Below are 12,161 nucleotides of genomic sequence, written 5' to 3'. Positions count from 1 at the left end.
TATCGATTTATTAAGATCATGATAACTTTGTAAGTTATCTTGTCAAAGTAAAAATGAAAGTACTCGATAAGCTAAGAGCATGTACATGTTGCGTCTCAAATCTCAATATTCAAATCTCAATACTCTAAAATGAAGGTTGTAATAGCTGAAAAGCCCTCCGTGGCTCGTGATCTGGCCCGTGTGATGGGAGCGAAGGAAGTCAAAGATGGCTATATCGCCGGAAATGGCTATGCTTTTACCTATGCTTTTGGTCATTTGGTTCAATTGTGTACGCCTCAGGCTTACGGTTATAATAGCTGGACTATTTCCAATCTTCCCATCATACCTGCAAATTTTAAACTGGAATCGAAGAAAGTCAAACGGGATGGAAAGCAGATGGATGATGGCGGTGCGGTCAAACAGCTCAATACAATAAAGTCACTATTAGAACAGGCCGAAGAAATTATTGTAGCGACGGATGCCGGGCGGGAAGGTGAGCTAATCTTTCGTAATATATATTACTTCCTGGGTTCAAAGGTGCCGTTTAAACGGCTTTGGATTTCAAGTCAGACGGATAAGGCCATCAAAGAAGGTTTCGCAAACTTAAAAGAGGGTACTGAATACGATAGTTTATACATGTCTGCCCGATCGAGATCAGAATCGGATTGGCTGATCGGGATCAATGCCACACAGGCAATCACTTTGGCTGCAGGCAACAAAGGACTTCTTTCTTTGGGAAGAGTACAGACGCCTACTTTGGCGATGATCTGCTCGCGATACCTCGAAAATAAAGATTTTAAGCCGCAGGCATTTTATAAAATCCAGGCAGGCTTTGAGAAAGATAATATCAGTTTTAAAGCCACGTCAAACAAAATAGATAAAAAAGATGTTGCCGAACAGACAATCGCCCGATTGACTGTTGGGACAAATGCGCGTGTTGCCAAAGTAGAGGCCAAAGAGACAAAGGAACAACCTCCTTTATTATTTGACTTAACCTCCCTTCAACAGGATGCGAACAAAAAATATGGTTACTCAGCCGACCAAACCTTGAGTATTGCACAGACACTTTACGAGAAAAAGGTTATTACCTATCCCCGTACCGGATCCCGTTATATTGGTGAGGATGTTTTCGAACAGATCGAAGCGCTTTTTCAGCATCTCTCGGATTATGCGGAGGAATCTATTGCATCCATTGCTAAGAACTTAATTGGAGCAAAGTTAAATAAGCGTTCTGTTGATGACAAAAAGGTAACCGATCACCATGCGCTGTTGGTTACCGATGAAAAGCCCGGCCATATGTTGAAAGAACAGCAAAATATTTACAACATGATTGCTAAGCGTATGGTCGAGAGTTTCTCGGAAGTCTGTATCAAGGATATCACCACAGTTACGATAGATGCGCAAGGTGTCGAGCTGATCGCAAAAGGGACGGTCATCAAACAGTACGGCTGGCGTCTTTCTGCCGAGCAGATAGAAGCTCCAGATGAAGATAAGAACAACGATGACCAAGACAATGAGAATGCGCAGTTACCTAAATTGCTGGCTGAGGAATTACTGCAAATATTGACTTTGGAACTCGCTGAACGTTTTACCAAGGCTCGTCCGATTCATACCGAAGCTTCACTCTTAAAAGCGATGGAAACATCCGGTAAAGAAATTGAAGACGATGAAATGCGCCAGGCGATGAAAGACTGCGGTTTGGGAACACCAGCGACCCGTGCGGCAACAATAGAGACACTTTTTCAGCGTGACTATATAAAACGGGACAAGAAAAAGCTGATTCCGACTGAAAAAGGACTGGCAGTGTATAACCTAGTTAAAGATCGTTCGATTGCGAAGGTAACATTGACTGGAAAATGGGAGCAAAAGCTGGAGGAAATGCGGGCCAATAAGGTTTCTTATGATGTTTTTATGAAACATATAAAGGACTACACAGCGAAAATTACCAAAGAATTATTGACACTGCGAATTTCATTGGCCCAAGAGGAAGTTAAACCACAGCAAAAGGGGAAAATCAAATGCCCTAAATGTGAGAAAGGCTTAATCCTCCTATATGATCGGATGGCACAATGTGATCACTATGCCCGTGGTTGTGATTTTAAGATCTGGCGAACATTGAACGGTATTTTTCTGGAAGAAAAAGAAATGAAGAATCTTTTGGAAAAAGGGAAAACCTCGGAGTTTAAGGGGGTTAAAAACAATGAGGGCGCTATTGTAAATGCTCCACTGGTATTCGAAAACTTTAAAGTTAACGTGGGATAGGTCGGCCTATCCCACGTTGTAGCTAGCATCGTTTCCGTTTATTTCAAAATTAAAATATCGTCTAAAGCCCTTTCAATCGTTGGAAATTGAAATGTAAAACCAAGTTCCGTTAATCTTTCTGGTATTACCCAACGACTTTTCAATAAAAGTTCAGTTTCCGTCCCGATCAACAAAGCACCTATTTCCAACAACCATTTCGGTGAGGGGAGACCAATTTTTCGATGCATGACGCTTCGAAAAGTCCCCATAAAGGTTTTATTCGTAATCGGATTGGGGGCAGCACAATTTATGATGCCATCTATTTCATGATGTTTTTGTATAAATAAGATAATCTGGAATAGATCTTCAATATGTATCCAGCTAAAATATTGATCACCGTTGCCTTGTATTCCACCTAAACCGAAGCGAACAAGATTTTTAAAAGGTTGTATAACACCACCATCAGCGCCTAGGACAATAGCCATCCGAAGAGCCACCTGTCTGGTATGGGGTAAGTGGAAATCGAAAAATGTCTTCTCCCATTTCTTTGCGACCTCGACGGAAAATCCCGTTCCGATCTCACCGCTACTTTCAGTCATTGGTCGATCCTCTGCATGACGGTAGATTGTTGCGGTGCTTGCATTTAACCAAAGAATAGGAGGATGGGTGCAATTTTCAATTGCCTTACCTAAAATACTTGTGGTCTCTGTTCTTGAAGAAAATATTTGTGCTTTGTTGCTGGCATTGTAGCGACAATTGACGGACTTGCCCGCGAGGTTGATCAACATTTCAGCATGTTCAAGTGCGGCTGAAATGCCATCCGTATCGGTCCAGGGTATATTTCCTTTCTGTCTGCCAACGAGGATCACCTGATATCCCATTCTTTGGAATCTTTTGGAAAGATATTGTCCGACAAAACCTGTTCCACCTGCAATAACTATTTTAGGCATGATAATACCATTTTTAGAGATCTGTTTTACTCGTTAATTGTTGTTGGCATATTTCTTCTTTGTTTTGCGATTCTTTTGCCCCGGAAGAATAGAAACATATTCAGAAAAAGCATGACACCTAAATAAATGCTGAATCCACCGATTTTATAACTGAGCCGCTCAATGAGTGCCTGTACACTCGGTTCATATAAGCTGATCTCGAGGATATACAAAGCAAATCCTAGGTTCATGAGGTAGAAACCAATCCGGAAAAGATTGTTTGTCGCATTGGCGACTTCCGGTCGCCCCGCAAAAATATCATTCATGTACACGATACTATTTTTGAAAAGCACATACGCAACATAATAGGTCAGTGCAATTGCAATGGGTAGATAAATAAAATACCCGATAACTGTTAGATTTCCCATGATATTATGATTTAATAGTGAATGAATTTGTCTTTTTAGCGAAGAAATAGATGCCAAGCATATTAAAGTAATGCATGCAGACAAGTACAAATAATAATGTTCCTGTTTTTAATGCAATACTGCTGATCAGATCCTCAAATGTTTGGATTTGTTTCCAGTAACTGAATTGAATGACAGCATAACCAATATTGAGCAAATAATATCCCATAAGCAATAGATTGTTTGTCGTGTCTGTTAGAGCAACGTTGTTCTTAAACGACGAAAGAATAAAAATCCGACCATTTTTGTGAAACAAGCGACCTACCCAAAGGATAATGTAGCAGGTTAGCAAGCCATATATTGCGTAAGCAAGGATATTAAAGTTCATAAGATTACATCATTAGTTTGATCAATTTTAGTAACAGATCCCCGCCGCTGGTATTGAATAGTTTGTTTGCGATGGTTTCGAGTTGATCTGTTAATACCTGGATATCTTTTACCGTCTTATGAAACTCCTTGCCTTCTGGCGTTTTATCTTTCTCGGTATTTTTACTGATTTCTCTGAGAATATCCATGACCGGATCAAGTTCTTTTTGCTTGCGCATAACAGCAATTTTCATCGCCCATTTTAATACGTCTTTCTCCGCAACGAAATATTCCTTTCGGTCTCCTGCAATATGTTTTTTGTAAACAATACCATAATCGACCAATTGACGGATACTCATGTTGGCATTACCTCTGGAGATAACCAGCTTCTCCATGATTTCGTCTGTAGACATGGGGTTGCTCGCAGAAAGGAGTAATGCATGTACCTGAGCAACGGATTTGTTGATCCCCCATTCGGAACCCAACGCTCCCCAAGTATCTATAAATTGCTGTTTTGCTTCTTGTAATTCCATCTTCATTTTTATTTCTTACTCAAATTTATATATAGTTTTTGAATTTTCAAAAATTTCTGAAAATAAAATAAATTCAATAAACAAGTCACCATATCGTAATAAGGTTTTCCTTTTCTTGTGTCCTTTTTGATTTGTATTAACTTTGCTGGCATTATGGCAACAACTTTGTATAATCCATTCAAACAATTTCAATTTGATCCAACTATTTGTTTTTTAACAGGCAATAAACTTCAGTCTGAGGAGGAGAGCATCCAGGTCTTTCCTGTTTGGATGATGAAATCTTTTCAATTGGAAGATAAGCCTTTCAAAATGTTGGATGAGAATCTAGTGACTTATAAGTCACTCAAGCTTCCATGTTCGATTGATACAGCTGAAGCAATAGAACAAATGGAACGTGCCGTTGAGCAATCATTTGAGCAGGGCTACGAAGCGGTCAGCCAAGTAGATCCTTTGCTACTTTTTCAATGGATGACAAAAATCATCTATGGCGTTGTCTATAACGAAATTCTTGCTGGAATCCGTCAACAGAAAGCTTCAGGTGAAGACATGAACTTTTCGCAGGCTTTGGCGCAACGTTTTACCAACTTGCACGCCATGTTGCAGTCGTTGGTCGTTCCGATGGAATTTGAAAATACTTTCCCATTTTCCCTTGTTGTAGTTCCAGTAGAAAATGCGCCTGATACTTTTATGTATCGTGATGAAATAAATACTCTTATTTTTTCTATTCGAATGAAAGATTTTGCGGTTATTGCTTGCCTTCAGGATAATGCAACAAACAATATCTATCATGAAGACATATTGAAGACGATTGCAGGGAAAAAGCTTCACCCCATACAGTTTGAAGAGTTGTGTGCGCGCTATTTCTACTCTGCTTATCTTTTTAACCGCCTGCCGGATTACACCTATTTAAATACACCTCAGAAAGTCTATGTTGAACCTATGCCGTTAGCGGATATGTCTATGAAACCTATATTTGATCATTGGCAGAATAAGACCTACGGTCAGGTACTGGAAAATTTCTGGAAACCCTGGGGTTTGACCTTGTTCGAAATTATTAAAAATCCAGAACAACCAATTAGCTTTTTGCTGGATGATCAAGGTGCTTTTATCACGGATGTTGATATGCCCCTAAATTGAATCTGAAGAAAGTAAAGTAATAAGTTGGTCCAAATACGCGTTAAAATGGTATGATTATGGATGGGATAGGCTATGTATTCACCAAAATTTAAAATTACTGTTTCGACAGTCCTGCTTTTTATCGTTTGTTTGACTTCACAGGCGCAGACTGCTGCTGTTCGTAATATTCCTGCAGATAGTCTAGTCCAAAATGTGGATGATTTTCCTTATTTTAAGGGTGGGATAAGGGCATGGTCAAGATTCTTGCAAAATAACCTCGATCTGACACGTACCGTGGGTGCTATGGATAGTGTCGCTTACGTAAAGTTTGGCCTCAAACAAACAGCGATTCTTAATTTTATCGTTTGTGAAGATGGAGCTATTTGTAATATTGAAATTGAGAATCGGGAGAATGTAAGCCCTGAATTTGCAAAAGCCGTATTGGCGGCAATGCGGAAATCACCACAGTGGATGCCAGCTTTAGTCAAGGGAAAGCCAGTCAAAACAAAATTTCGGCAGCCAGTAGTCGCTGTTCTTGAATAATTGAAATGCAATTTAGAAAATTAACCATTTATTCACTTCATATGTCATTTTGGGATAAAGTCAAAAAAATCATGAGCGGGGGAGAGGACGAATCTTCCACTGAAAAGAAAGATGTTGAAATTACTGCCGGAGGTTCGACTATATATCGTTATGAAAGTCAGCCTGAGGAAAAAGATCCGAAAGATCTATTCCCTGAGGTACAATGTGTGTATCTTGAAGAGATAGAGGAGCATTTGACAAAATATATCGCTGAACCAGATCTGGTCTTTCACGAAATTATATCCGAATTGGTGCATATTGATGTACACTGGATAAAGCCTAGTGCGAACTATCCATACAATATCCTGGTAACTTCTGGTATGAGCGACCTTCCCATGAATGTTCCGGAGGAAATAGACGATAAGGAAGCCTATGAGCGTGCCGAGTTAATGGTTGTTCTTCCTGCTGATTGGAAAATAGGCGATGAAGAGTTTCAGGATGATATCAACTACTGGCCAGTTTACTTTTTGAAAAGGTTAGCGCGTTTTCCACATGAGTATAAAACATGGTTAGGCTATGGTCATACTATTCCTAATGGGATGGAGGCCGAAGAAATAGCAAATACCGGTTTTGGCTGTATGCTCTTATTGCCTCCGATGTTGAGCTTTGATGAGGAATTTTTGGAACTTCAAACAAAAGATGGCAATATCATTAATTTCTATGCAATGATTCCAGTTTATAAGGAAGAGATGGATTTCAAACTGGAAGAAGGGACAGATGCCTTATTGGATCTTTTTGATGAATATGGAATTTCAGAGCTTGTGGACATAGATCGTCCAAATGTTTGTAGAAAATAGTGACCTTGGTCAATAAATGCAGTACTATTTGTGAATGAGTCACCGATAGTACTGCATTTTTTTTAAAGACTGTTTTCGATGATCATGATCGTTTTGTCAATATCTTCCTTGCTGATATTAAGATGCGGTCTGAATCGTATACTTTTTTCACCACAGCCCAGCATGATCAATTTGTTGGCATAAGCCCTTTTGATAAATTCGTTACGGGAATCTGCGGAATCAAAATCCAGCGCTACAAATAACCCTTCACCCCTTAAATTACTGAGTTGCGGCCTATCTTTCATAACTTTCTGTAGTTTACTCTTAAGATAAGTTCCTTTTTCAGCAGCATTCGCCAAGAGATTTTCCTGTTCGATCACTTCAAGAATTAGTTTAAAGCGGAGCATGTCTATAAAATCTCCCCCAAAGGTGGAGTTGATCCGGCTGGATTCTTTGAACACATGATGTTCCACTTGATCAAATTTTTCCTTGTTCGCTAATATCCCACAAACTTGAGCTTTCTTACCAAAAGCAAGTACATCCGGTATAATATCATAATGTTGATAAGCCCATATTTTTCCGGTAATACCCAGCCCTGTCTGTACTTCATCGAAAATCAGGAGAATTTCATTCTTGTCGCAGATCTGACGCAGTTGTTGGAAAAATTCTTTCCGAAAATGATTGTCTCCACCCTCGCCCTGTATTGGCTCAATGATAATGCAGGCAATATCGTTGGGATTGTCGTGGATGGCCTGATTGATTTCTGCGATTGCCCTCTCCTCTACGGTTATTGTTTGGCTGATATTTTCTGACGTTAGTGGATACGTTAATTTGGGATTTACAATACGAGGCCAATTGAACTTTGGAAAATACATGTACTTTCGGGGATCCTGCGTATTTGTTAAGGAGAGCGTATAGCCCGATCTACCATGAAAAGCCTGTTTAAAATGGATGACCTGACTCGCTTCTTTTTGTATGCCCTGAGCGAAATTAAGTCTAGTTTTCCAGTCAAAGGCTGCTTTCAATGCATTTTCCACAGCCAGTGCTCCACCGGAAATAAAAAATGCATAGGGGAGTTCTTTTGGTATTGCCACACGGTCGAATGTATCCACAAAATCTGCGAATTCTTTGGGGTAGATGTCCGATATAGCAGGCTTGTTGACTGCCATCTTGCCCAGAAACTCACTATGCTTGACCAGATGGGGATGGTTATAGCCTACAGCCATAGAGGCAAACATGCTAAACATATCCAGGTATTCGTCCCCATTTTCATCGACAACATAAGAGCCGTGCGATTTTTCCATATCCATGACCAGTGGAAACCCGTCTGCCAATATATGTTTACTTAGTCTTTCATGTACGTTGCTCATAATTTCGAATCTGAATGGTTTATAAATCAAATTTTATACCTTGTGCCAATGGTAAGTCTGTTGTGTAATTAATGGTATTTGTCTGGCGACGCATATATGCTTTCCATGCATCCGAACCAGATTCTCTACCACCTCCGGTATCTTTTTCTCCGCCAAAGGCCCCACCGATTTCTGCACCTGAGGTACCGATATTGACGTTTGCTATGCCACAATCCGATCCGGCGGCGCTGAGAAATAGTTCGGCTTCTCTCAGATTGTTTGTCATCACAGCTGAGGACAGGCCTTGGCTGACACCATTTTGCAAGGCGATAGCATTGCCTATGTCGCTTTGATACTTTATTAAATATAGAATGGGAGCGAAAGTTTCGTGTTGCACGATCTCATAATGATTTTCGACTTCGGCGATAACGGGCTGTACATAGCAACCACTTTCGTAACCTTTGCCTTCTAGTACTTTTCCTTTAATAAGAAGTTTTCCCCCTTGTGTTTTAATTTTGTCTAGTGCGTTTAAGTATGATTTTACAGCGGCTTTATCAATCAATGGTCCTACATGATTTTTCGTGTCCAAAGGGTCGCCAATTTTTAATTGACCATAGGCTTTTGTCAGTTGCTTCTTGACTTTGTCGTAGATACTCTCATGGATAATCAGTCGTCGTGTACTGGTGCAGCGTTGTCCTGCTGTTCCCACGGCACCAAATACGGCACCGATGATTGTCATGTTGAGGTCCGCATCTGGGGTAACAATAATCGCATTGTTGCCACCAAGTTCCAAGAGCGTTTTGCCCAATCGTTGCGCAACTGTAACAGCGACTTCTTTTCCCATCCGTGTTGATCCTGTTGCCGACACTAAGGAGATGCGGTTGTCAGCAGCAAGCCATTCACCGACTTCTTTGTCGCCCATGACCAGGTTGGAGATACCTTCAGGTAATCCATTGTTATGGAGGATTTCTGCTAATAGTTTTTGGCAGGCAATGGCACATAGTGGCGTTTTCTCACTGGGTTTCCATACGACGGTGTTTCCGCAAACCAAAGCGATGGCCGTATTCCATGCCCAAACGGCTACAGGGAAATTAAAGGCGGTAATAATACCGACTACACCTAAAGGATGGTATTGGTCATACATGCGATGGCCGGGACGTTCGGAATGAATGGTATTGCCATAGAGTTGTCGGGATAGCCCCAGCGCGAAGTCACAGATGTCAATCATTTCTTGTACTTCCCCCATGCCTTCTTGATAGGATTTTCCCATCTCATAGGAGACTAATTTTCCGAGTGTCGGTTTCAATTCTCGTAATTTATCGCCTAGTTGACGGATAATGTCTCCTCTCTTGGGAGCGGGGATAAGTCGCCATGCTTTGAATGCGTTTTGAGCATCACCGATGACTGTCTCATAATCCTTCTGGCTGCTACCAGACACTTTTGCAATGAGTTTTCCATCTACAGGAGATAGGGATACGAATACCTCACCACCAGAAAACCACTTTTGCCCTGTTGACGAGCCTAAATTCTGGGATGTTATGCCGAGTATTTTAAGTTCTTTTTTTATCATAATGGTTTATTTTATTCGTGGAATATATTAAATATAGGGAATAAAATTCTGTTAAACAAGTTATGTGTGAATATTGTTCATTTTGAAAATATTTTATTATCTTAGATAAGCTAATGTAGACTATACGATTATGAAACAAATAAATGTTGATTATTTTCAAGTGGATGACCTTTTATCAGAGGAGCACAAGCTTGTCCGTCGTGCTGTTCGGGATTTTGTTCGGTCAGAGATAAAACCAGTCATAGAAGATGCAGCACAGGCACATCAGGCCATAGCAGGGTTGATGCCCAAACTTGGTGCAATAGGTGCTTTAGGTCCTTATATTCCAGTAGAATATGGTGGTGCGGGATTAGATCAGATTTCTTATGGTTTGATTATGCAGGAATTGGAGGCCGGTGATTCTGCGGTTCGTTCGGCTGCTTCGGTGCAATCTTCTTTGGTGATGTATCCGATATATACCTATGGTAGCGAGGAGCAACGCCGTAAATATTTGCCGGGACTTGCTTCCGGGGACCTTGTGGGCTCTTTTGGTTTAACCGAACCGAACCACGGTTCTGACCCCGGAGGGATGGAAACGCGATTGACAGTGAGTAATGGTGGTTTTTTATTGAACGGTGCTAAGATGTGGATTACAAACTCACCAGTATGTGATCTTGCTGTAGTTTGGGCACGTGATGAGGCGGGAAAAGTGCGAGGGGTAATTGTTGAACGTGGAATGGATGGTTTTGAAACACCCGAAACATTACATAAGTGGTCTTTACGAGCTTCTAAAACTGGCGAGCTGGTTTTTCATGATGTCTTTATTCCCGCTGAAAATGTATTGCCTGAGGTAAACTCGATGCGTGGGCCGCTTTCTTGTTTGAATTCTGCACGGTATGGAATATCTTGGGGTGTGATAGGAGCGGCGATCGACTGTTATGAAACGGCTGTTCAATATGCTCTGGAGCGTCAACAATTTGACCGACCAATTGGCGGGTTTCAGTTGCAACAGAAAAAATTGGCTGAATTTCTGACAGAAATTACGAAAGCTCAGTTGTTGTCCTGGCGTTTGGGGCTTTTAAAGAATGAAGGGAAAGCAACCCCACAGCAAATTTCGATGGCTAAACGGAATAATGTGAATATGGCTTTACAGATTGCGCGTGAATCCCGGCAGATTTTGGGAGGAATGGGCATTGTTGGGGATTTTCCAATTATGCGACATATGATGAATCTTGAGTCGGTTATTACTTATGAAGGTACACATGATATTCATTTATTGATCACTGGGCAGGATATTACTGGGCTCAATGCGTTTTCCTAAACCTGAGTGCAAACCAAATATGGGACATCATCTTATTCAAAATTGTTAATAACAATACGATGTTTTGTTCATGATTTCGTGTTCTTGTCTCTGATATCTTATTTAATTCACGTGGCGCAGCTATCGTTTTTGAGAAAAAGACGATGGCTGCGCCACGTTTATCCTACTCCATATGTTTCGTGTTTTCCGTTGATTGAATCTTATTTATCTCCGAGGCGGTGAGACTATTTGTGTCCTTAAAAGAATTTTCGTTCGGATGTCCTAACGTTATAGATAGGCATAACAAGGATTGGTCGCTGTTATATCCCTTTTAGTTCTTAGATTCTGTTGGTGCAGCTGCTGATCGTACTGTATCTATATTGCTTCTCCCAAAGGAGGACCGAATCATCGGACACTGTCCATGGCTCCTCATTGCTGCTCGTTATTATGAACAAGTCCATCATTAACTTAGCAATAGAGTAGAATTAAGCTAGCTATTAGCTAGGTATAATTTAGCTTATACCTCAACAAAACCTAAACTATACCTAAACAAAACCTAACTAAAACCTAAGTAAAAGTATAACTTGTCCATGAGTTATAAACCTGTTGTCCATAGGCGATCTGACTAAAAACCCCGGCCATCTTTCCGTCCATGAGCGTTCCTGCAGTCTGCCGGTTCCCATTCCAGTGCTGAAGTACGGATTAATGTGTCCCTTTCCGGCAGTCTCCATATTATCGTGTTATTCTGTCCTTTGTGCCCCGGTTTCCACCTCACGGCCCTATTCTTACCCCGACGCCCCCCCCTGATAGCCCCCGAACAAAAAACAATCCGCCAAGTTCCCAGCGAGTTACAGACATATTGAAATAAATAAGAACAAAAGGCTTGGAAGTTTGCCCGAAAACTCCCTATCTTTGCACCACTCCGCAAGGGAGGGGCGGTTACTTCGAAAGAAGGGACCATGAAAAAAAGAAGGGTTTAACGGAAGTTAGGCGCGGAAATCGGAAAAAAGGAAAAGAAAAAAAACTTCAAAAAG

12 protein-coding genes are annotated in these 12,161 nt (G+C 40.9%); 5 read left to right on the top strand and 7 right to left on the bottom strand.

Features of this window, described 5'->3' with window-relative positions:
• Window positions 1–129: 129 nt before the first annotated feature.
• The gene (locus AC07UV_RS05025) at window positions 130–2,241 is read left to right on the top strand and encodes a type IA DNA topoisomerase (protein ID WP_495182929.1); all 2,112 of its coding nucleotides are present in this window, start codon (window positions 130–132) and stop codon (window positions 2,239–2,241) included.
• A 38-nt stretch (window positions 2,242–2,279) separates the two neighbouring features.
• On the opposite strand, the gene AC07UV_RS05020 is transcribed toward AC07UV_RS05025, so the two are convergent.
• The 4 genes from AC07UV_RS05020 to AC07UV_RS05005 are packed head-to-tail and all read right to left on the bottom strand — an operon-like array spanning window position 2,280 to window position 4,455.
• A complete protein-coding gene (locus tag AC07UV_RS05020) occupies window positions 2,280–3,170 on the bottom strand; it encodes a TIGR01777 family oxidoreductase (protein ID WP_495182928.1) in 891 nt (296 codons plus the stop codon).
• Between the two features lie 26 nt (window positions 3,171–3,196).
• Window positions 3,197–3,577, bottom strand: a complete 381-nt coding sequence (locus tag AC07UV_RS05015) for a hypothetical protein (RefSeq protein ID WP_495182927.1) — start codon at window positions 3,575–3,577, stop codon at window positions 3,197–3,199.
• Window positions 3,578–3,581: 4 nt separating this feature from the next.
• The gene (locus AC07UV_RS05010) at window positions 3,582–3,944 is read right to left on the bottom strand and encodes a hypothetical protein (protein WP_495182926.1); all 363 of its coding nucleotides are present in this window, start codon (window positions 3,942–3,944) and stop codon (window positions 3,582–3,584) included.
• A gap of 4 nt (window positions 3,945–3,948) precedes the next feature.
• Window positions 3,949–4,455 (bottom strand): GbsR/MarR family transcriptional regulator, encoded by a 507-nt coding sequence (locus AC07UV_RS05005; protein ID WP_120261913.1) that lies wholly within the window; start codon window positions 4,453–4,455, stop codon window positions 3,949–3,951.
• Between the two features lie 153 nt (window positions 4,456–4,608).
• Between AC07UV_RS05005 and AC07UV_RS05000 the strand changes: the two genes are divergently transcribed.
• From AC07UV_RS05000 to AC07UV_RS04990, 3 genes are all read left to right on the top strand, one after another.
• On the top strand, window positions 4,609–5,592 hold the full coding sequence (locus AC07UV_RS05000) for a hypothetical protein (protein WP_495182925.1): 984 nt from the start codon (window positions 4,609–4,611) through the stop codon (window positions 5,590–5,592).
• A 72-nt stretch (window positions 5,593–5,664) separates the two neighbouring features.
• Window positions 5,665–6,114 (top strand): energy transducer TonB, encoded by a 450-nt coding sequence (locus tag AC07UV_RS04995; RefSeq protein ID WP_495182924.1) that lies wholly within the window; start codon window positions 5,665–5,667, stop codon window positions 6,112–6,114.
• Between the two features lie 5 nt (window positions 6,115–6,119).
• Window positions 6,120–6,950, top strand: a complete 831-nt coding sequence (locus AC07UV_RS04990) for a suppressor of fused domain protein (RefSeq protein ID WP_495182923.1) — start codon at window positions 6,120–6,122, stop codon at window positions 6,948–6,950.
• A 62-nt stretch (window positions 6,951–7,012) separates the two neighbouring features.
• Here the strand turns inward: AC07UV_RS04990 and lat are convergent, their stop codons facing one another.
• A complete protein-coding gene (gene lat / locus AC07UV_RS04985; protein WP_495182922.1) occupies window positions 7,013–8,299 on the bottom strand; it encodes an L-lysine 6-transaminase in 1,287 nt (428 codons plus the stop codon).
• A 19-nt stretch (window positions 8,300–8,318) separates the two neighbouring features.
• Window positions 8,319–9,848 (bottom strand): L-piperidine-6-carboxylate dehydrogenase, encoded by a 1,530-nt coding sequence (gene amaB, locus AC07UV_RS04980; protein ID WP_495182921.1) that lies wholly within the window; start codon window positions 9,846–9,848, stop codon window positions 8,319–8,321.
• Between the two features lie 130 nt (window positions 9,849–9,978).
• Between amaB and AC07UV_RS04975 the strand changes: the two genes are divergently transcribed.
• A complete protein-coding gene (locus AC07UV_RS04975; protein WP_495182920.1) occupies window positions 9,979–11,148 on the top strand; it encodes an acyl-CoA dehydrogenase family protein in 1,170 nt (389 codons plus the stop codon).
• Between the two features lie 604 nt (window positions 11,149–11,752).
• Here the strand turns inward: AC07UV_RS04975 and AC07UV_RS04970 are convergent.
• A complete protein-coding gene (locus tag AC07UV_RS04970; protein ID WP_495182919.1) occupies window positions 11,753–12,088 on the bottom strand; it encodes a hypothetical protein in 336 nt (111 codons plus the stop codon).
• Window positions 12,089–12,161: the final 73 nt, after the last annotated feature.

This window comes from Sphingobacterium sp. GW821-FHT03E03 (assembly GCF_059420745.1).
This window is presented reverse-complemented; position numbering and strand designations above follow the sequence as displayed.

What these genes read in the sequence shown, in the direction of transcription:
- AC07UV_RS05000 (WP_495182925.1), top strand. Translation starts at nt 4,609, where the DNA reads ATGGCAACAACTTTGTATAATCCATTCAAACAATTTCAATTTGATCCA.
- AC07UV_RS05010 (WP_495182926.1), bottom strand. Translation starts at nt 3,944, where the DNA reads ATGAACTTTAATATCCTTGCTTACGCAATATATGGCTTGCTAACCTGC.
- lat (WP_495182922.1), bottom strand. Translation starts at nt 8,299, where the DNA reads ATGAGCAACGTACATGAAAGACTAAGTAAACATATATTGGCAGACGGG.
- AC07UV_RS04990 (WP_495182923.1), top strand. Translation starts at nt 6,120, where the DNA reads ATGCAATTTAGAAAATTAACCATTTATTCACTTCATATGTCATTTTGG.
- AC07UV_RS04995 (WP_495182924.1), top strand. Translation starts at nt 5,665, where the DNA reads ATGTATTCACCAAAATTTAAAATTACTGTTTCGACAGTCCTGCTTTTT.
- AC07UV_RS04975 (WP_495182920.1), top strand. Translation starts at nt 9,979, where the DNA reads ATGAAACAAATAAATGTTGATTATTTTCAAGTGGATGACCTTTTATCA.
- AC07UV_RS04970 (WP_495182919.1), bottom strand. Translation starts at nt 12,088, where the DNA reads ATGGTCCCTTCTTTCGAAGTAACCGCCCCTCCCTTGCGGAGTGGTGCA.
- AC07UV_RS05025 (WP_495182929.1), top strand. Translation starts at nt 130, where the DNA reads ATGAAGGTTGTAATAGCTGAAAAGCCCTCCGTGGCTCGTGATCTGGCC.
- AC07UV_RS05005 (WP_120261913.1), bottom strand. Translation starts at nt 4,455, where the DNA reads ATGGAATTACAAGAAGCAAAACAGCAATTTATAGATACTTGGGGAGCG.
- AC07UV_RS05015 (WP_495182927.1), bottom strand. Translation starts at nt 3,577, where the DNA reads ATGGGAAATCTAACAGTTATCGGGTATTTTATTTATCTACCCATTGCA.
- AC07UV_RS05020 (WP_495182928.1), bottom strand. Translation starts at nt 3,170, where the DNA reads ATGCCTAAAATAGTTATTGCAGGTGGAACAGGTTTTGTCGGACAATAT.
- amaB (WP_495182921.1), bottom strand. Translation starts at nt 9,848, where the DNA reads ATGATAAAAAAAGAACTTAAAATACTCGGCATAACATCCCAGAATTTA.